The 19,130-nt window shown below is 71.7% G+C and carries 19 protein-coding genes; 3 read left to right on the forward strand and 16 right to left on the reverse strand.

The window, feature by feature from the left end:
- Window positions 1-46 precede the first annotated feature (46 nt).
- From D2K64_RS14935 to D2K64_RS14970, 8 genes are all read right to left on the reverse strand, one after another.
- The gene (locus D2K64_RS14935) at window positions 47-412 is read right to left on the reverse strand and encodes a winged helix-turn-helix domain-containing protein (RefSeq protein ID WP_238384210.1); all 366 of its coding nucleotides are present in this window, start codon (window positions 410-412) and stop codon (window positions 47-49) included.
- A 59-nt stretch (window positions 413-471) separates the two neighbouring features.
- A complete protein-coding gene (modC, locus tag D2K64_RS14940; protein ID WP_120009181.1) occupies window positions 472-1,560 on the reverse strand; it encodes a molybdenum ABC transporter ATP-binding protein in 1,089 nt (362 codons plus the stop codon).
- Window positions 1,560-2,261, reverse strand: coding sequence for a molybdate ABC transporter permease subunit (gene modB, locus D2K64_RS14945; RefSeq protein ID WP_120009182.1), 702 nt, complete (start codon window positions 2,259-2,261; stop codon window positions 1,560-1,562). The genes modC and modB overlap by 1 nt, the downstream gene beginning before the upstream one ends.
- An 8-nt stretch (window positions 2,262-2,269) precedes the next feature.
- Window positions 2,270-3,049 carry a molybdate ABC transporter substrate-binding protein gene (gene modA, locus D2K64_RS14950; RefSeq protein WP_120009183.1) on the reverse strand — a complete coding sequence of 260 codons (780 nt, stop codon included), beginning with the start codon at window positions 3,047-3,049 and terminating at the stop codon, window positions 2,270-2,272.
- Between the two features lie 216 nt (window positions 3,050-3,265).
- The gene (locus tag D2K64_RS14955; RefSeq protein ID WP_120009184.1) at window positions 3,266-4,033 is read right to left on the reverse strand and encodes a GntR family transcriptional regulator; all 768 of its coding nucleotides are present in this window, start codon (window positions 4,031-4,033) and stop codon (window positions 3,266-3,268) included.
- 31 nt (window positions 4,034-4,064) lie between these two features.
- Window positions 4,065-4,580 carry a flavin reductase gene (locus D2K64_RS14960; protein WP_120009208.1) on the reverse strand — a complete coding sequence of 172 codons (516 nt, stop codon included), beginning with the start codon at window positions 4,578-4,580 and terminating at the stop codon, window positions 4,065-4,067.
- A 100-nt stretch (window positions 4,581-4,680) separates the two neighbouring features.
- A complete protein-coding gene (locus D2K64_RS14965; protein WP_120009185.1) occupies window positions 4,681-5,631 on the reverse strand; it encodes an MYG1 family protein in 951 nt (316 codons plus the stop codon).
- A 3-nt stretch (window positions 5,632-5,634) separates the two neighbouring features.
- Window positions 5,635-6,771 carry an NAD(P)/FAD-dependent oxidoreductase gene (locus D2K64_RS14970; RefSeq protein ID WP_120009186.1) on the reverse strand — a complete coding sequence of 379 codons (1,137 nt, stop codon included), beginning with the start codon at window positions 6,769-6,771 and terminating at the stop codon, window positions 5,635-5,637.
- A 658-nt stretch (window positions 6,772-7,429) separates the two neighbouring features.
- Here D2K64_RS14970 and D2K64_RS14975 point away from each other — a divergent pair.
- Together D2K64_RS14975 and D2K64_RS25530 are read left to right on the forward strand one after the other, a co-directional pair.
- Complete coding sequence (locus D2K64_RS14975; protein ID WP_238384211.1) at window positions 7,430-8,155, forward strand: SDR family NAD(P)-dependent oxidoreductase; 726 nt, start codon at window positions 7,430-7,432, stop codon at window positions 8,153-8,155.
- Window positions 8,156-8,199: 44 nt separating this feature from the next.
- Window positions 8,200-8,481, forward strand: a complete 282-nt coding sequence (locus D2K64_RS25530) for a hypothetical protein (protein WP_238384212.1) — start codon at window positions 8,200-8,202, stop codon at window positions 8,479-8,481.
- Window positions 8,482-9,355: 874 nt separating this feature from the next.
- Here the strand turns inward: D2K64_RS25530 and D2K64_RS14980 are convergent.
- The 6 genes from D2K64_RS14980 to D2K64_RS15005 form a co-directional block, all read right to left on the reverse strand.
- Window positions 9,356-10,150, reverse strand: coding sequence for a DeoR/GlpR family DNA-binding transcription regulator (locus tag D2K64_RS14980; protein WP_238384213.1), 795 nt, complete (start codon window positions 10,148-10,150; stop codon window positions 9,356-9,358).
- A gap of 149 nt (window positions 10,151-10,299) precedes the next feature.
- On the reverse strand, window positions 10,300-10,695 hold the full coding sequence (locus D2K64_RS14985) for a hypothetical protein (protein ID WP_120009187.1): 396 nt from the start codon (window positions 10,693-10,695) through the stop codon (window positions 10,300-10,302).
- 124 nt (window positions 10,696-10,819) lie between these two features.
- Entirely contained in the window at window positions 10,820-11,590 is a 771-nt protein-coding gene (locus D2K64_RS14990) for an SDR family NAD(P)-dependent oxidoreductase (protein ID WP_120009188.1), read from the reverse strand.
- 59 nt (window positions 11,591-11,649) lie between these two features.
- Window positions 11,650-13,224, reverse strand: coding sequence for a GMC family oxidoreductase (locus tag D2K64_RS14995; RefSeq protein ID WP_120009189.1), 1,575 nt, complete (start codon window positions 13,222-13,224; stop codon window positions 11,650-11,652).
- A gap of 79 nt (window positions 13,225-13,303) precedes the next feature.
- Complete coding sequence (locus tag D2K64_RS15000) at window positions 13,304-14,416, reverse strand: HWE histidine kinase domain-containing protein (protein ID WP_120009190.1); 1,113 nt, start codon at window positions 14,414-14,416, stop codon at window positions 13,304-13,306.
- 159 nt (window positions 14,417-14,575) lie between these two features.
- Window positions 14,576-15,151: a phosphatase PAP2 family protein gene (locus D2K64_RS15005; RefSeq protein WP_120009191.1), complete on the reverse strand. Its 576-nt coding sequence runs from the start codon at window positions 15,149-15,151 to the stop codon at window positions 14,576-14,578.
- 125 nt (window positions 15,152-15,276) lie between these two features.
- Here D2K64_RS15005 and D2K64_RS15010 point away from each other — a divergent pair, with 125 nt between their 5' ends.
- The gene (locus tag D2K64_RS15010; RefSeq protein ID WP_120009192.1) at window positions 15,277-15,741 is read left to right on the forward strand and encodes a CreA family protein; all 465 of its coding nucleotides are present in this window, start codon (window positions 15,277-15,279) and stop codon (window positions 15,739-15,741) included.
- A gap of 234 nt (window positions 15,742-15,975) precedes the next feature.
- On the opposite strand, the gene D2K64_RS15015 is transcribed toward D2K64_RS15010, so the two are convergent.
- Both D2K64_RS15015 and D2K64_RS15020 read right to left on the reverse strand, forming a co-directional pair.
- Window positions 15,976-17,325, reverse strand: a complete 1,350-nt coding sequence (locus D2K64_RS15015) for a sigma-54-dependent transcriptional regulator (protein ID WP_120009193.1) — start codon at window positions 17,323-17,325, stop codon at window positions 15,976-15,978.
- Window positions 17,326-19,119, reverse strand: coding sequence for an ATP-binding protein (locus D2K64_RS15020; protein ID WP_238384214.1), 1,794 nt, complete (start codon window positions 19,117-19,119; stop codon window positions 17,326-17,328).
- Window positions 19,120-19,130: the final 11 nt, after the last annotated feature.

The following is a 19,130-nucleotide window of genomic DNA, read 5'->3' on the forward strand; positions in this document are numbered from 1 at the left end:
CCTGCAGCCGCGAACAGGGAGGCCCGGCGCGGCGGCGGAGGGGACATTATGGCACCAGCCGGAGCCCGGCAACTCCGGGGCCATCGGACGGGTCAGGCGGAAGGTGCCAGCGCCGCCAGCCGCGGCGCCGCGAGGGCGTTGGGTTCGGCCTCGATGTCCCGTCCTGCGCCACGATCGCCAGCCCCGCCTCGGTCAGGCGCGCGCCGCCGCCGGAACCTCCGGCCGCCGCCTCTACCACTGAACGGCGCAGGTCACGGTTCAGCGCCTCCACCCATTCCCAGGCGCGGCGATAGCTCATTCCGAGGGCGCGCCCGGCGCCGGAGATCGAACCGGTCCGGCCGATCTCCTCCAGCAGGCGGATTTTGCCCGACCCGATGCGGCGGCCGCCGCCGAGATTGAGGCGGAGGCTCAACCGCGGCCCGGGCGATGCAGGCTCTGGCGGGCCTTGGCGCGGAGCATGGCGTCAGCCGGTCACGGCGGCGCAGGGTCGTGGCTGAAGGCCACCGACTTCACCAGTGCCCACAGCGTCATCCCCGGCGCCAGTTGCAGCCGACGCACCGCATCCCCGGTGACGCGCGACAGCAGCACCGAGGCACCGAGCCGCAGGCGCAGCATCGCCTGGTGCGGCGGGCCAGGCTCCACCGCCTCCAGCACCGCCGGCAGCACGTTCTGCACGGACAGGGCAGGCGGCGGCTCGGTGGCCACCGACACGTCGCGCGCCCGCACCCGCACCCGCAGCCGGGCACCCGGCGGCACGGCTTCCAGCGGCACCAGCAGTTCGCCCCCAGAAAAGCCGAGCCGCGTCAGCCCGCGCTCCGGCGCATGGCCGAGTACGGTACAGGCCAGCACGGCGCCGGCATCGCGGCGGGCGGCCAGCAGCGGCAGGTCGGTGCGGGCGGAAAGCTCCTCAGGCGTACCGCTGGCCTGCACGCGGCCGCCTTGCAGCAGCACCACCGTGTCGGCCAGCCGGTCTACCTCGTCCAGCGCGTGGGTGACGTAGAGCAGGGGAATGCTCAGCCGCTCCCGCAGCCGCGCCAGGAAGGGCAGCAGCTCCGCCTTGCGGGCCGCATCCAGCGCCGCCAACGGCTCGTCCATCAGCAGCAGGGCGGGGCGGGACAGCAGCGCCCGGCCCAGCGCCACGCGCTGCTTCTCCCCGCCCGACAAGGCGACCGGGCGGCGGCGCAGCAGGTGCTCGAGGCCGAGCAGCCGGACCACTTCCGCGGTATCGAGGCCCGCCGCGCCGCGCGGCGCACGCCGCAGCCCGTAGCGCAGGTTTCCTTCCACCGAGAGGTGCGGGAACAGCCGGGCATCCTGGAACACCACGCCGCAGCGGCGCCGCTCCGGCGGCAGGGCGATGGCGCGGGCGGCATCGAACAGCACCCGGCCATCCACCGCCACTCGCCCGGCCTGCGGGCGCAGAAGCCCGGCCACCGCCGCCAGAATGGTGGATTTGCCGCAGCCCGAGGGCCCGAACAACGCCGTGACGCCCGGCGTCGGCGCGGTGAAGGCAGCCTCCAGGAGAAAGCCCGGAAAGGCGTGCCGCAACGCAACTTCCAGCATCAGCGGGGTACCCGGCCCAGCAGCGCCTGCAGCCGCCGCCCGGCGAAGTCGGCCAGGAGCAGCCCACCCACCGCAAGGGCGAAGGAGATGGCGGCGAGCCGCGCCGCCACGCCCTCGCCGCCCGGCGTCTGGGTGGCGGCATAGATCGCCAGGGGCAGGGTCTGGGTCTCGCCCGGAATGTTGGACGCGAAGGTGATCACGGCGCCGAACTCGCCCAGGCCGGCGGCGAAGGCGGTGATGGCGCCGGACAGGATGCCGGGTGCGATCAACGGCAAGGTGATCGTCAGGAAGCGGTCGATCGGCCCGGCGCCCAGGGTGCGCGCCGCGGCCTCCAGCCCGGGATCCACCGCATCCAGGCTCAGCCGGACGGCGCGGACGATCAGCGGGAACGACATCACCGCGGTGGCCAGGGCGGCCCCGCCGGTGGTGAACACCAGTCGGATGCCGAACCAGTCCTGCAGCAGCGATCCCGCCGGCCCACGCACGCCGAAGAACACCAGCAGCAGCCAGCCGATCACCACTGGCGGCATCACGAGCGGCAGGTGGACCAGGGCGTCCAGCATGCCGCGCCCGGGAAAGCGGCCGCGCGCCAGGACCCAGGCCACCAGCACGGCGGGCGGCAGGCCGAACACCACCGAGCGGAGCGCAACCGACAGGCTCAGCTGGACCGCCTGCCATTCCTCGAAGGACAGCCAGCCCATGCCGCTGGTCAGGACCCGCGCAGGGCGAAGCCGAAGCGCCGGAAGATGGGCACGGCCTCGGTGCCGATGACGAAGGCGAGAAACTCGCGCGCCGCCGGATTCGCGGCGGCGCGACGGGTGAGGGCGAAGGGATAGGTCACCGGCGGATGGCTTTCGGCCGGGAAGTGGCCGAGCACCTTCACCGCCTTGGAGGCCGCGGCATCCGTGGCATAGACGATGCCAAGCGGCGCCTCGCCCCGCTCCACCAGCAGCAGGGCGGAGCGGACGTTGTCGGCACGCGCCAGGCGCGGCGACACCCGTTCCCACTGACCCATCCAGGCGAGCGCCGCCCGGGCATACTGGCCGACCGGAACGTTGGAGGGATCGCCGGTCGCGATGCGGCCCTCCGCCCCCGTCAGGGCGAGCAGGTCGGTGTTGCGCGCCAGGGCCACCGGCGCCTGCAGCGAATCGGCCGGGGCGATCAGCACCAGGGCGTTGGCGAGAGGACTGGCCCGGCTCGTGTCCACGATCAATTGCCGCTGCCCGAGATAGTCCATCCAGGGCTCGTCGGCGGAGGCGAAGATGTCGGCCGGGGCGCCCTGCTCGATCTGCCGCGCCAGGGCGGAGGAAGCGGCAAAGGAGAAGCGCGGCGCCGCGTGGCCCTGGGCCGTCCAGGCTGCGCCCACGGCCCGCATGGCATCGGTCAGGCTGGCGGCGGCGAACACCGTGGGCGCCCCCTGGGCCCGCGCGGACGGGCCGGCCGGCAACCCGGCGGCCACCACGCTGGCCAGGATGAAGCGGCGGCGCATGGGGGGCTCGGCTCCGGGCGTTGTTCCCGCTCGGCTATATCGACGGCCCTGCACCTCCACAAGACGGCGCCGGACGTGAAAGAGGCCCCGGGGATCACTCCCCAGGGCCTCCGACATTGTTTGCGGGTAAACCCGCAGCCTCAGGCCGAGACGGTCTTGGTCGTCCCAGCGATCCAGGAGGCAGCAGGCACCGACTTCAAACAATGAGACACTGGATCACCTCCTTTCGGTTGTTGCGGACTGCGCAGAAGGATGGGGAGGGCTGCCGCCGATTGCAAGAGAATCGCGTGCGGGTCTGGTCGCTCCGGCCGCAGCTTTTCGCGGACGGCCGCGCGGCGCGGCGCCGGCCGGGAGCGGCGGCGGCGGCCGCTGGTGCGCGCGAACGGCGGCGGCGAAAGCGCTGCGGTCGCCGGCCTCCAGCGCGTCCACCATGGCGTGATGCTGCCGCGCCGATTCGGCGACCCATCCCGGCGCTTCCCACTGGGCGCCGGGCGCCGCCGGCATGCGCAGCCGCGTCTGGATCACGGCCTGTGCCAACTCGCGGTTGGGACAGAGCTCCAGCAGTGCCTGGTGGAACGCGAAATTGGCTTCGTTGCGCTGCTGCGCCGAACCGCCTGCGGCCGCGGCGGAGAACGCTTCCGCCAGCGCCCGCAGGCGGAGCACGGCGGCCGGCGGGGCCGGCACCGCGGTGAGGGCGGCGGCGGCGTTCTCCAGGATGGCGCGCAGCTGCCGCAATTCCTGCAGGCGAAGCTCATCCATGACGGCGACGCGGAAGCCGCAATTGGGCACGTGCTCAACCAGCCGGCGCGCCGCCAGCCCATCGAGGGCGCGCCGCACGTCGCCGCGGCTGTGCCCGTAGCGCTGCTGCAACGCGATCTGCTTCAGCCAGCTGCCCGCCGGCAGCCGGCCCGTCTGGATGTCCTCCGCCAGGGCGCTTTCCAGCGCCGGCACGCGCTGCCCCGGGGAGCTGGCCTCGGCATCCATGGACGGGTTCCTGGTGGGCACCGGCCGCGGATCAGGCGCCCGGCAGCACCGCGACCGGCAGCGTGGCGATCTGGCGGTAGCCACGACGGAAATACACCAGCCCGTCGGGCTCGCCCTCGGTGACGCGCAGCCCCACCACCTCGCCCAGGAACACGGTGTGGGTGCCGGCCTCCACCGCCTGCGACACGCGGCAATCGAACGACACCGGCGCTTCTTCCAGCACCGGGGAGCCGGTGGCCAGCCGGCTCCAGGAACCCAGGGCGAAGCGCGCCTCCATCTCTTCCTTGTTATTGGCGAACAGCCCGGAGATCTCCTGGTGCGCGGCGGCCAGCACGTTGACGCAGAACACGCCGTTGCGCTTGATCATGCCGTTCAGCCGGGCCGACTGGTTGATGCAGGTCAGCAGGGTGGGCGGCGCGTCGGTGACGCTGCACACGGCGGAGGCCGTCATGCCGCCGCGCCCGGCCTCGCCCTCGGTGGTGATCACGTTCACCGCTGCCGCCAGATGCGACATCGCCGCGCGGAAGGCCTGCTGGGTCACGCTCATCATCGGTCCTCCATCGCTCCGTTCGTCGCCCGGCCGGCAAGCAGGGTGTTGTTGATGCTGGGGTCAGGCGGCAGGCCAGGAAAGACCCGGCCGCGTGATCTCATGCGCCGCCGATCGTCATGGCCGCCCGGGCCATGGCCAGCGCCCCCTCGCGCGAACTGGCGCTGCCGATGAACCGCTTCACATGCACGAACACCGCGTCCGGGATGCCGGAGGCGGCCACCAGCGGCGCCCCCTGCAGCCCCGCCCAGGCTTCCGGCAGCGGCAGCCGCTGGGCAAAGGAACCCGGCTCGGGCGGCATCGCGTCCACCATCCAGTTGCCATTGGGCACGGGATAGATGGCATACAGGATGGGCCAGCCTTGGCGGAAGGCCAGCGAGCGCCAGGGCAGCTTGCGGTCCATCACCAGCAGACGGCCGTCCTGGCCGGCGGCGTGCGCCGCCATCACCTCCGTCTCGCCGGCGAGCTTGGCGCGCACCATGTCGACGCGCCGGCGCAGCACCGCCTCGCACAGGTCCGAGGCCTCGCGGAACAACGCATCCTCGGCCGCCACGTCGCCCAGCGCGGGGGAGTCCCAGGTCGGGTTGAAGTCGCTCACCAGGGCACCGAGGCCGAGCGTGTCGTCGCGCGGCCCGACGCCGTTGTCGATGGCATCCACCCGGCGGATGATCGACTCATCGATTGCCGTGGCGACCTGCGGCGCCAGCGCCACGGCCTCCTCGCCCAGCGGGCGCAGCAGCGCGCGCACCGCGTCCGCGCCGTAACGCTGCCAGACCAGCCCGGCGGCCGAGAAGGGCAGCCCATCCTCCCGCGTGGGGGCGCCGCGCTGGTGGTGGTCGAAGCGCCCGGCCCCGGCATCGCTCACCAGCCCGACATCGAAGGCGATGGTGGCCCGCTCGATGGTTGCGGCGTCGCGGGTGCGGATCAACGTGTGGTCGGTGCCGGCCTCGCCCAGGCCGAGGGCCAGGCGCAGCACGGCATAGGCCAGCGCGTCGTCGCAATGGAAACCGCCGCTATGGGTGACCAGGAGCGGGAGGGGAGCAGTGTTCAAGCGTCAACGTCCATGCGGCGAGAGAAAAGGTCCGTGTCGAAGCGGGTTGTAGGGCGCGAGGTCGATCTCCGCCACGCCACGCAACAGAAGTTGCGCCAGCAGCCGCCCGGCATAGGGCCCCATGGTCAGCCCGCCGGCACCCAGGCCATTGCCGATCACCAGCCCGTCCAGCCCCGGCACCGGGCCGAGCAGCGGCTTCAGGTCCGGACCCATCGGCCGCATGCCGATCCGCATCTCGTGCAGCGTGGCCGTGGCCAGGCCCGGCGCGACGGACAGCGCGTTGGCCAGCACTTGCATCACCCCGCCGGCGGTGAAGCGGTGGTCGAAGCCGGAGCCGGTCTCCCGCGTGGCGCCAACCACCACGCGCGAATCATCGAAGGCCAGCAGGTAATGGCTGCTCATCGGCAGCAGCACCGGCCAGTCGCGCGTCTGCTGGCCGGGCAGCAGCAGGTGCAGGATCTGCCCGCGCTGCGGCGCCACGGGCAGTTCCACGCCGTGGGGCGCCAGCAGCGGCGGCGCCCAGGCCCCGGCGCAGAGCAGCACCGCGTCGGCACCGAATTCGCGCCCGCCGGCCCGCACGCCCGACACCCGTGATCCCTGCCGCACCAGGGCGGTCACCACGTCACGCTCCACCCGGGCACCGCGGCGGGCAGCGGCCCGCAGCAGCCCGGCGGCCAGCAGCCGGCCATCAACACGGGCGGCGCCGGACAGGTGCAGTGCCGGTTCATCCGGCTTCAGCGGCGGAAACAGCGTCCGTGCCTCCGCGGGCGAAAGGCGGGACAGGATGCCGGCCTCCGGCGCCGCCTCCAGTCGCGCCCGGATGCGCGCTTCCGCATCGGGGAGGGCGCCCTCGTCGCCGGCGATGCACAGCGCGCCGACGCGGCGATAGCCGAGATCGGCTTCGCCATCCTCCGCCAGCTGCGCCACCAGAACGGGATAATCGCGCGCGCCGCCGCCGGACATCCGGTACCAGTCGGGATCGGTGACGCGGGACGACCAGGGGCAGACAATGCCGGCGCCGGCGGCCGTGGCGCGGCCCTCCAGCATCGGGTCGATCACCGTGACCTCGGCCCCGCCGCAGGCCAGGTGATAGGCCGCGCTGGCACCCAGCACCCCCGCCCCGACAACGATCACCCGCATCCCGCTCTCCTCCGGCTGGCCACGCTGCCACCGGATTGCCACCCGGCTGACACGCCGCCAAGGTGTCGTGCGGACTTTCCGGAAAACGCCGCATCGACGCATCGTGCCGAGCCTGTTCTTCGGCTTCGCGCACACCCGAACGGCCTCCGCATGACAGCTCATCCGACCAATGGCGCCAACCCCGGCCATGCCGAACCAATGTCCCGTCCCGCAGCGGGCACGCGGAACGGCCGGTCGACTGGGGGTGGATGTCCAGCCTGGGGCAAAGGTTCTTCGATTGCACGGTGCGGCAGCCATCGGCCCTATGGCCGGCGGCGCCAGCGTGACTGACAAGGCGGGCCATCCGATGCCCTCATGCCACCGATGGGCCGCTATCTCGACCCAAGCCGGGCAACATGGTGGACGGCGCCGCCACCGCGCTGGATGACGCGGCGAGGAATGGCGGCTGCACGCCGCGCTGAAGCCAGACCGGATGACATGCCGCTGATCCCGCGGGTGCGCCTCGCAAACAACCGGACGATGCATCTTGGCCCCGCCGCGCGGGAACGAGCATGGCTAGGCCGTGGATCTGTCACCCGGCCCCTGAACCCGCCGGACCAAGGATCGGCAACCCCACGCGCCACGCCCCGGTTATCCCGGAAACCGAAGCGGAGCGATCATGGCCCAGCATCACCTCGGCGGCGCGACCGTCGTCATCACCGGCGCCTCCAGCGGCATCGGACAAGCCACGGCCGAAGCCTTCGCCCGCGAAGGGGCCCGCCTGGTGCTTGCCGCGCGCGGGCCGGAGGCGCTGGAGCAGGTGGCGGCGCGCTGCCGGGAACTGGGCGCCGCCGTCGCCGCGGTGCCCACCGACATCACCGACACGGAAGCGGTGCAGGCGCTGGCCGAGCGGGCGGTGCAGTTCGGCTGCGGCATCGAGGTGTGGGTCAGCGTTGTCGGAACCGGTGCCGTCGGCCGCTTCCACGAGGTGCCGATGGCGGCGCATGAGCAGGTGATCCGGGCCAACCTGCTCGGCCACATGAACGATGCGCACGCCGTGCTGCCAGTGTTTCTGCGGCAGGAACGCGGCGTGCTCATCAACATCAACTCGGTGGGTGGCTACGCGTCCGTGCCGTTCGCCGCCGCCTACGGCGCCAGCAAGTTCGGGTTGCGTGGCTTCACTGAGCCTTGCGGGCTGAGCTGGCTGACCAGCCCCACATCCATGTCTGCGACGTGTTCCCCGCCTTCATCGACACCCCCGGCCTCGGCCACGGCGCCAACTACACGGGGCGGCGGCTGTCGGCGCCGCCGCCGGTCTATGACGCGCGTCGCGTGGCAGCCACGGTGCTTCGACTGGCGCGCCGGCCCCGCAACTCGGCGATGGTGGGATCCGTGGTTGCGCTGATCCGCGCTGGGCATGCCTTGGCGCCGGCGCTCAGCATGCGCTTCATGGCACAGTTCATGGCGTCCTATTTCCGCCGCGCCGAGGCAGTGCCGGTGACCGAGGGCGCCTTGTTCGCGCCGATGCCCCGGCAGGCCGCCATCGATGGGGGGCTGCGTTCGCTGCGCCAGCGCGCCGTCGGGCTCAGCGTCGCGGGCGTCGCCGTGCTGGCGGGTGCCGCGGCCGTGGCGCTGTTGCTGCGCCCGCAGCCGCCGGTTGCCGCACGATCCTGGCCCGTCCGCACCCTGGAGGCGTGGCAGCCCGCGAAACGGCACCGCCGCTGGTGGTGATAATGGCGCATTGTCGATCGCGCATCACAATTTGGCCACTCATTCCACGGTAACCCGGCTTCTTCCACGGTAACCCGGCTTCGGCGCTGCAGCTTGTTGCATGGCATCGCACCGGATGTTCAACGGCATCAGACAGGCGCTCCGCGACCGGTTTTTCAGCCCGCGCAGATTGCCAGCTGGCAACGAAGCCGCCTGGTCGCGGTCGGGGCCGTTCCGCATCGGCGGACGATCTCCAGGCCCTTGGTGTGCTCATCCGAAGCCGGCGAGAGGTGGTGCGTCACGTATAGGCGGTCGGCTTGTGATGCCATGGACAAACCCTGGTGCGGACCGATCTCGAGGAAGTCCGGGACCAATGACCTCCCGATGTCGCCTGCTCGTCTGCGGAGCGCGCCGCCAGCGTCGCTCGGGTCGGATCGCTGCGGTCGTCAGAGTCCACGATCCTGTCGTGCCACGCATCTTGGACGCGTGCTTGTGCCGGATCGCTGCTACTGGTCGATGTCTCGCGTGCACGGTGCAGGGTGCCGGGCAGGGCGGCCAGATCCGCGACGCTCCAGGCCTAACAATGCCGGGCTGCCCAGCAGCGGCAGGCTGAACCGATCATGAGATGCCACGCAGCCCGCCTTCCTCGATGGGGAAGGCGCTGCCAGGAACGCAAAGAATCCGGTGTGCCGCAGCGATGCAATCGCCTGGGCCGGCTTCAGCAGAATGCCACTGTAACGCTTCAGCAGCATGGCGGGCTGGCCTCCAGGAATGAATATCCGTCCCATGTCCACGGTCAGTACAACCGCAACGCCCCGAAGTTACGAACAGATCAGGAGACATCATCCCGCATGGCTGTGACCATTCGGGCCCGGTGCATCGTGGGGCGGCCCATCTAGTTGTTCTCGGCTTCGTTTTGGACAATGGACGGGGCCAGGATCACCTCGGTTCCGGCTTCCTCCAGCGCCTGTGCGAGGGCGGGAGGCGGCGGCTGATCCGTGACCAGCCGCTCGATCCTCCGCAATGGGCACAGGTGGAACAGGGCGGGACGCTCGAATTTGGAGGCATCGGCCACAATGGTGAGGCGCTCGGCGCGGGCGATCATGACACGGGCGATCTCCGCCGCCGCCAGGTCGGAATCAGCGATGCCGGCGGCAGCGATGCCGTCCACGGTCAGCACCGCGTGCTCCGGCGAAAACCCGGCCAGCTGCTGCAGCACCATGGAGCCGACATTCTCGCCGGCCTCGTGCCGATGCTCTCCGCCCAACAGAAAGGTGCCATTGGCGCCGTTGCGGGAGGTGAGCTGGGCGATGCCCACAGAATTGGTAATCACCGTCAGCCCCTCCCGCTGCGCCAGCTCTCCGGCCAGGGCGACGGTGGTGGAGCCGGCATCGATGAACAGCGAGTCGCGGGCGCCGAACAGCGCGGCGGCACGCCGGGCGATGGCGCGCTTGGCTTCCAGCTTCGCCACCATGCGGATGCGGAAGGCCCCTTCGCCGACCGTGTCGGGCAGGGCGGCGCCGCCATGGAACTTGCGCAGGCGGTTGCGCGCCGCCAGTTCGGTCAGGTCGCGGCGAATGGTTTCCCGGGAGGCGCCGAGGCGTTGCGCCAGTTCCTCCACGCTCATCCGCTGGAACTCCAGCAGCAATTCCACGATCCGGTCCCGCCGCGCGTTCAGCCGCATCGCCATCCCGCCCTGCCCGCATCCTGGCCTGTGTTTCCGCCGCCAATCCGCGCAGCAAGGCGGCGGATCGCAGCTTCCGCCGTGGCGCGCGGCATTCTGCGCGGTTGTCCACAGGATTGCCCACGAGGCTTTCCACGCAAACTGGGGATAACCCGTCAGCGGCCGGGAAGGTCGCGCAACTCGGCGATCACCTGCCGCAGGGAGGCGGCCTTGCCGGCGATCTCCGGGCGAAGCTGGTGCATCTGCAGCATGGCATGGCTGGTGGCGGTTTCGGGATCGCCGCCATCCACCAGTTGCGCCGCCCGCGTGACGAAGCCCTGCAACGCCTCGGGCGTGGGAATGGCGCCCTTGGCGCCCGCCTCGTCGATATGCAGCAACAGGTTGCTGAAAGCCCGCAGCCAGGCGAAGGCCGGGTCGTGCATCACCGCCTGCAGCAGCGCATAGGGGTTGCTGGCCAGCGGGGTACCGGCCGCCTGCGCGTTCAACAGCGCCCGGTGAAGGTCGGCGATGGCGGCGGCGAGCCGGCGGTGGGGCGGCGGGCTGGGTGGCATAACGAAACCTCGCGGCAATCAGATGCTGCCGATGCGTAGCGCTCCGTGGGGTCGCTGTCAGGGGGCGGGTCGGTGTCAGAGGGCGCCGGCGCCGGCGCCTCACCGTGCCGGTGATCCCGGCGCGTCAGGCGCCGCCCCAGTTCATGGTCAGCCCGCCATCGATCACCCAGGTCTGGCCGGTGACATAGGCGGCATCGTCGGAGGCCAAGAACAGCGCCACCTTGGCCACTTCCTCGGGCTGGCCGGCCCGGTGCAGCGGAATGGCGGCGAAGGACTGCTCGCGCGCCTTCGGATCGTCGATGCGCTCCTGCGTCATGGCAGTCTCGATCATGCCCGGGGCGACGTTGTTGACGGTGATGCCATGTTCCGCCACCTCCCGCGACAGCGACCGGCACAGCGAGCCGAGGCCGGCCTTGGACATGCCATAGGGCGCGCTCTCCGGCGTCGGCAGGTGCTGCGCCACGGAGGAGATGGTGACGATGCGGCCGCCGCCGCCCTGTTTCAGCCGCTGCCGGATAAAGGCGCGGCAACAGAATAGCGGGCCCATCAGGTTGACGCGCAGCACATTGTCCAGCACTTCGTCATCCATCTCGGCGACCGGCATGTTCGTCATGGAGCGGCCGGCATTGTTGACCAGGATATCGAGGGTGCCGAGTTCCCCCGCCGCCTTGTCGAACAACGCCGACACGGCCGCCGGCTCGCTGATGTCGCATTGCGCGATCACGGCGCGGCGCCCGCTGGCCCCGATGCGGCGGGCGGTTTCCTCCGCACCCTCGCGGTCGCTGCGATAGGTGATGCAGAGGTCCGCCCCTTCGGCGGCGAACAGGGTGGCGATGGCCTGCCCGATGCCGGAATCGGCGCCGGTGACGAGGGCGGTCCTGCCTTGCAGCTTCATGGGGCGATCCTTCCGCGCGGGTTTGCACCGGAAACGCCCGACGGCCGGCCGGGTTGACCCTACCCGGCGCCGGGCATGCGGCGCGCCAGCATCTCGCCGATCATCACGCAGGTGAAGTGCAGGTTCGCGCGGCAGTCGGTCGGCATGATGGCGGCGTCGGCGATTCGCAGCCCTTCGACCCCGCGCACCCGCAGCTCAGGGTCCACCACGCCACGCGGGTCTTCATGCGCGCTCATGGCGCAGGTGCCGGCAGCGTGCTGGATGTCGCCGGCCTCCGCCAGCATCAGTGCGTCCAACTCGTCATCCGGCAGGCCGGCGGCCGCGGCGAACGCCATCTGCCCGTCGTTGAAGGTGATGCGTGGGGCAATGCCCGCGATGGCCGGATGCGCCACCAGGGAAGCCAGGCGCCGCACGCCGTCGCGCAGCCGCTCCCGGTCGCGCGGATCATCCAGCATGTTCTCCTCCACCACGGGGTTGGCATCCGGATCGGCCGAGGCCAGCAGCACCTCACCGCGGGAAAAGGCGTCGTAGAGCGACACGCCGAGGGAGCCGACCGGCGAGACCTGCCCCTCGGGCACCAGGCCGCTGTGGTTGAAGGCGATCATGATCATGTCGCGCTCCCCGCCGCCGGCGAGGCCGGACGAATAGGTCACGCAGCAATTGGTGTGGCGCGCCTCGGGATGGGTGGCGCGCGCCGCCTCGGCCAGGTCCAGCGTGGCGCGCAGGATGGGATGGTCCATCAGGCCCTGCCCGACCGCTGGCAGATCCTGCAGCACCGCGATGCCGAGGTCGCGCAGCCGCGCCGCCGGGCCGATTCCGGAACGCATCAGGATAGCCGGGCTGTGGATGGCGCCGGCGCACAGCACCACCTCCCGCGCCGCGATCTCCTGCCAGTCACCCCGCCGCCCGAAACGCACCCGCACGCCGCGCGCGCGACGTTCCTCGAACAGCACGCAGTCCACCAGCGCCTCGCCACGGATCTCCAGGTTCGGGCGGCCGCGCGCCGGCTCCAGATAGCCGTCATTGGTGGTGACGCGGCGGCCGGCGCGGCTGTTGATCGGATAGGGGGAGACGCCCTCGCCCCGCGGCGCATTGAGATCGGCCTTCCAGGGGTAGCCCAGGGCCAGCGCGGCGTCCCTCAGCGCCCGGTCCACCGCGCCCCAGTCGCGTTCCGGCGCGCGGAACACCGGCAGGGGGCCGCCCCGGCGGCGGCCGGGCACCGTGCCGGTCTCGGCATCGTCCTCGATGGCGTCGAACAGCGGCAGCACCTCGTCGGCCGACCAGCCTTCGCAGCCGCGTTCGGCCCAGCCGTCGAAGGCGGCCGGCACGCCGCGGATGGCGATCTGCGCGTTCACCGTCGAGGAACCGCCCATCGCCTTGCCGCGCCAATAGAAGCGCGGCGCCTGGACCCGGGTGCGGCGGGTCTGCAGCCCGGGCCATTGCCATTCCGCCTGATGCGCCGGGTCGCGCATGAAGGGGATGATGTTGGCCGAGCGCAGGGCCGGCGGTGCCTCCGCCGCGCGCCAGTCCCGCCCGGCTTCCAACAGCAGCACGCGCCGCCCTGGCCGTTCCGACAGGCGGGCCGCCAGCGGCGCACCGGCGGAACCGGCCCCGACCACGATCACGTCATACATGCGGCAGCGAAACCTCCGGCGCAGCGTCAGCGGGACGCAGCATTCTGCGCCTGGCCCCCGGTGCTGGCAATCGCACCGCTCAGGCCGCGCCGGCCGATCCGGTTCCCGGCCCGCGCAGCGTCACCCCGGTGGGCGGGTGCAGCATGTCGGTGCCGTGCCGGTTCAGCGGCAGCTGCATCTCGAACACCAATCCTTCCGGCACCCAGTGCCGCTGCAGCCGGCCGCCCAGCTGCGTGCCGAGGGTGACCTCCAGCATGCGGGAGCCGAAGCCGCGCCGCGTCGGCGGCATGGCGACCGGCGGGCCGCCGCGCTCCGTCCAGCACAGACGCAGCTCCGGGGCGCCGGCCGGCACCTCCCAGGTCAGCGTCACCTGGCCGCCGGGCCGGGACAGCGCGCCGTGCTTGGTGGCGTTGGTGGCCAGTTCGTGCAGGATCATCGCCAGACCCTGGGTGACGCCGGCCGGCAAGGTGACGGCGGGGCCGCGCAGCACCACGCGCGGCGCGCGTCCGTCGAGGAACCCGGCCAGTTCCGCATTCGCCAGCATCTCCAGATCGACGCCGCGCCAGCGGCCCTGCGACAGCAGGGTGTGGGCCCGACCCAGGGCCAGCACCCGCTCCTCCACGGCGCGGGCATAGCTCTGGGCGTCCGTGCGCGGGATCAGCCGCAAGGCGGCCTGCACCACCGCCAGCAAGTTGCGCGACCGGTGATCGACCTCCGCCAGCAGCAGGGCGCGCTCCTGCTCGGCCTGCTTGCGTGCGGTGATATCAAAATGCGCTCCGTAGGTGATGTTCCGGCCGTCCAGCCGGGCGCCGCGCACCCGCACCAGCATGTCTCGCACCGTGCCGTCCTTGGCACGGTGCTGGGCCTCGAACTCCTGGGTATCCGGGCCGATGCGGTGGGCCCGGCCGCGCTGCCGCAGCGCCTCCGAACTGCCCAGCACGTCGACCTCGGCGATGGTCATGCGCAGCAATTCGTCGCGGCTGTAGCCGAGCTCCTGGCAAACGCGGTCATTGGCTCCGAGCAGCCGGTGCGATTGCGGGTCCAGGATCAGCACGCCGAAGGGGGCGGCTTCAAACAGGACTTCGGCGCGCAGCTCCGCGGTGCGCCGCCGGCGCCACTCGCGCAGCAGCAGCATGGCCAGCACCACGACCAGCCCCAGCAGGGCCGTGAAAGCCGTGATCGGACCTGTCACCGGGAAACGGCCGGTTCAGGGCCGTGATCCGGCCGCGCGGGACGCCATGGAACCATTGGCACGAGAATAAGCATGTCGGATTCGCAACGGGCAGGCACAGATGCCTCAACGCCGCGCTCCGGTAAAGCCGGATCTGCCGCCGATCTCCGCCGGCGTGAATCAGCTGTCGAGCAGCCGGGAGAGCCGCCAGGCCAGGCGCATGATCATGCCTTCCGCCGTCAGCCGCTCGCCATGCATCAACAGCACCACGGAGGCGAGTACGGCCGGCAGCACCAGGCGGGCCCCACCCGCGCGATCCGGCACCGGTGGGGCCAGCCAGGCCAGGGCCACCACGCCGGCCAGGCCCAGCGCCCCGCCGGCGATCACGTCGGGAATGGTGTGCGCCCGCAGCGCCACCCGGCTGGCGGCCACCAGCACCGCAACGGCCAGGGCCAGCGCCAGGGCCAGCATCCGTCGCCGCAGCAGCAGCACCGAAAGCCCGCCATAAAGGATGGCCGCCGAGGCGACGTGGCCGCTGGGGCTGCGCAACGACCAGGTTCCCCAGGCGGTGCCGAAGAGGCCGGGCAGGGTGTAAGTGGCGAGCTTGGCCAGAAACACCAGCGTCAGCGTGCCGGCGACCACCCAAGCCCATGGCACCGCACCCTGCCGCCAGCCGGAGGCGAGCAGCGTCAGCGTGACCGCCAGGAAGGCGGGCAGGATCACGGCCAGATCGGCGAAGTCGCTCAGGAACTGCATGGCGGCACCTTAGAACAACCCTCAAGTCCACGCCTGCCGGTTTGTGGCGGCACGGCCCGGTTCACGCGGACTTGCGACGCCCGCGGCGCTGCCCGAAATAGTTGGAAGAAAGAAGGATGGCACGGATGGGTTTGCGCAGAACGGCAAGGCGGGCGGCATGGTTGTGGCTGGCGATGATGCTGCCGGCCGCGGCCCAGACCCGCGTGGGGGAGGTCAGCACCACCTTCCGCATGATCGGCCCCAACGACAAGGTGGTGGTGGAACGGTACGACGATCCGCGCGTCGGCAATGTGTCCTGTTACGTCAGCCGCGCTGACACGGGCGGCGTGTCGGGCTGGGTGGGGCTGGCGGAAGATCCCTCGCGCTTCTCGATCGCCTGCCGCGCCGTGGGGGCGGTCACCCTGCCGGCCGACCTGCCGCAGACGGAATCGGTGTTCCGACAATCCAGCTCGCCGCTGTTCAAGGCCCTGACAGTGACCCGGATCTGGGATGCGGAGAAGAAAGTGCTGATCTACCTGATCACCAGCACCAAGCTGGTGGATGGTTCGCCCTTCAACAGCGTCACCGCCGTGCCGATCGACGTTCCCTGATCGGCCGCGCCGCGCGAACCCGGCGCACCGGGAACAGCCTGGCCGCCGATCTTCCGCGGTGGCTCGACCCGGGCCATACGCCAGGATCTCAGACGCGCCGCGTCATCATCGCCGGACGAGGCGGCGGAGTGCCGGGCAGCAACACCGGCCTGCTCGGTGCCGCTTCGATCCCGCGCGCCCGGGCGTGATCGGGCGCGGGGCCCGGCGCGCTCCAGCGCGTTTGCGGCTCGGACCTCAGCCACCGCGGGGCGGGCGGAAGGCCTGCTGGTCGATGTTGTGGCGACGCAGCTTGTCATAGAAGGTCTTGCGGGGCAGCCCCAGCGCTTCGGCGGCGGCGCGCACATCGCCGTCATGCGTCGACAGCGCCTCGGTGATCAGCGCGGCCTCATAGGCGTCGACCCGCTCCGGCAGGGACGCCTCGGGAAGGGAAGCACCGGGTGCCGCGGCGTCCTCGGCGAGGCCCAGGGCGACGCGTTCGGCGTAATGGGTCAGCTCGCGCACATTGCCCGGCCAGCCATGGGTGGCGAGGTGCTGCCGCACAGCCTCGCCCGTTTGCGGCACCGGCCGGCCGAAGCGCTTTGCGGCGCGCTCCAGGAAATGGACGAACAGCAGCGGAATGTCGGCCGGGCGCTCGCGCAGCGGCGGCACCCGCAGCGTCACCACGTGCAGGCGATAATAAAGATCCTCGCGAAAGGCGCCGCGCCGCACCAGCTCGATCAGCGGCACCTTGGTGGCCGCGGCGATGCGGAGGTCCAGCCGTCGCACCTCATTGGTGCCGAGCGGCGCCACCTCACGGCTTTCCAGAACCCGCAGCAGCTTCACCTGCACGGCAGGCGACATCGCCTCGATCTCGTCCAGGAACAGCGTCCCGCCATCGGCGTGCTCGATCCGTCCGATGCGGCGTTTCTGGGCCCCGGTGAAGGCGCCCACCTCATGGCCGAACAACTCGCTCTCGATCACCGTCTCCGGCAGGGCGCCGCAGTTCAGCGCCACGAAGGGATGGTGCGCACGACGGCTCCAGCGGTGCAGGGCGGAGGCCACCACGTCCTTGCCACTGCCGGTCTCACCCTCGATCAGCACGTCCACGTCGGTGTTGGCGATGGATCGCAGCGTCTGGCGCAGCCGCTCCATGGCCGGGCTGGTGCCCAGCAGCGAGGTATCGCCCGCCGCCTCGGCCACGGCGCGGGCAAGGCGGCGGTTCTCCAGCACCAGCCGCCGCTTCTCCAGCGCGTGGCGCACGGCGTTCATCAGGGTCTCGGCCGGGAAGGGCTTGGGCAGGAAGTCGTAGGCACCCTCCTGGATGGCGCCGACCGCCATGGGGATGTCGCCATGGCCGGTGATCAGGATCACCGGCAGGTCGGCATCGATCTGCCGCAAGCGGCGGAACAGGGAGAGCCCGTTCATGCCCGGCATGCGGATGTCGGTGACCACGATGCCGGGAAAGGTGTCATCCACCACCTCCAGCGCCCGCTCGGCGGAGGGCACCGCCATGCCGTGCAGCCCGGCCAGGGCGAAGCTCTGCAGGTTGGCTTCCCGCAGGATCGCATCGTCATCCACGAACAGCACGTCCAACCCGCCCGCCATTCAGCCCGCCTTTTCCAGTTCCAGCACGAAGCAGGCGCCCAGCCCGGTGGGCGGCGCTTCCAGCGTGCCGCCGAAGCCGGCGAGGATCTCGCGCGAGATCACCAGCCCGAGCCCCAGCCCGGCCGATTTGGTGGTGGTGAAGGGCATGAACAACGCGGCGCGCACGGTTTCCGCCAATCCCGGCCCGTTGTCGCTGACGGTGAGCCGGATCCGGCCGCCCGTTTCCGCCGCTTCGAGCCGAATGCGGCCATCGGCCCGGTCCTGCAGCGCCTCGATGGCGTTGCCCACCAGGTTCACCAGCACCTGCTCCAGCCGAACCCGCTCGGCCCGCACCGGCGGGTTGCCGGTCACCGCCACCTCCACGGCGATGCCCTGCTGCCGCAACCGGTGGCCGAGCAGCAGCAGCGCGCCGTCGATGGCGGTGCGCAGCCCGACCGGCGCCTCGCCGGAGGTCGCCTTGCGGGCGAAGCCGCGCAGCTCCCCGGTGATGGCGCCGATGCGCTCGGTAAGTGAGGCGATGGTGCCCAGGCCCTTGCGGGCCGAGGCGATGTCGCCGCGCTCGGCGAACAGCGCGGCATTGTCGGCGAAGGTGCGGATGGCAGCCAGGGGCTGGTTGATCTCATGGGCCACGCTGGCGGTGATCTGGCCGAGAATGGCCAGGCGGTTGGCCTGGCCCAGCTCATCGCGCATGCGGTGCACCGCGGCCTCGGCGCGCTGGCGCTCCTCCGCCTCGGCCCGCAGCCCCTCATTGGCAGCGCGCAATTCGGCGGTGCGGGCCGTGACGCGGGCCTCGAGCTCCAGCCGCAGCACCTGCTCGCGGGCGCGTTCCTGCCGTGCGCGACGGCGGCGGCGGGTGGCCCAGGCCAGCAGGGCAATGGCGACCGCGCCGAAGCTCAACGCCCCGAGCCGCGCGGCCACCCGCACCGGCTCCAGCGCCGGGCGAACCGGTGCCAGGAGGGTCAGCTGCCAGTCAATGCCCGGCACCACCTCGGTGACCGGCAGGAACGGCCCGCCCAGCGGCGCGCCCGCGCCCCTGACCCGCGCGAGCCAGCGGCCATCCGGCGCCTGCTCGCGGTCCAGCATCAGGTCGGTCAGCGGCGTGTCGCCGAATTGCAGGCTGTCGCGGATCGCCTGTCGCGCCGGCGGCGTCAGGGGCAGGGTGGCGCGGAAGTGCCATTCCGGCACGCTGGTCACGGTGACGATGCCGCGCCCGTCGATGGTCAGCACCGGCTCGGGCAGGCGCGCCCAGGCTTCCTCCACTTCGGCGAATTCCGCCTTGATGACGATCACCCCGACTGGACCGGCGGCGCCGTCCAGCCGCCGGCTGATGTACAGGCCGGGCCGGTTGCTGACCGAGCCGAGCGCGAAATGCTCCGCCGCGCCGTTCGCCACGGCGTCACGGAAATACGGGCGAAACGCGTAGTCGCTGCCGACGAAGGAGGTCGGTTCCTGCCAATTGCTGGCGGCCACCGTCAGGCCGGACTGGTCGAGCGCGTAGATCACGCTGGTGCGGGTGCCCTCGGCCAGCCGCTGCAGCTTGCGGTCCAGCGCCCGCAACCGCTCTGGGGCCAGGGTTTCGAGGGCGCGGTGCAGGTCCGGGTCCTGCGCCAGGATAACCGGCAGGCTGCGCTGCTTCTCCATCTCCGAGCGCAGCACCGCAAGGCGCAGCACCGCCGCGGCGCGGGACGCGGTTTCCAGCTCCCCCAAGGCGAAGCCGGTGGCCAGGCGATCGGCGGCGCGATCCAGCAGCACCAGGGCCAGCAGGCCGAGCAGCCAGGGCGCGGCGCGGCGCATCCGCTCGCCTG

This window comes from Teichococcus vastitatis (assembly GCF_003604215.1).
GTDB classification, from domain to species: Bacteria; Pseudomonadota; Alphaproteobacteria; order Acetobacterales; family Acetobacteraceae; genus Pseudoroseomonas; species Pseudoroseomonas vastitatis.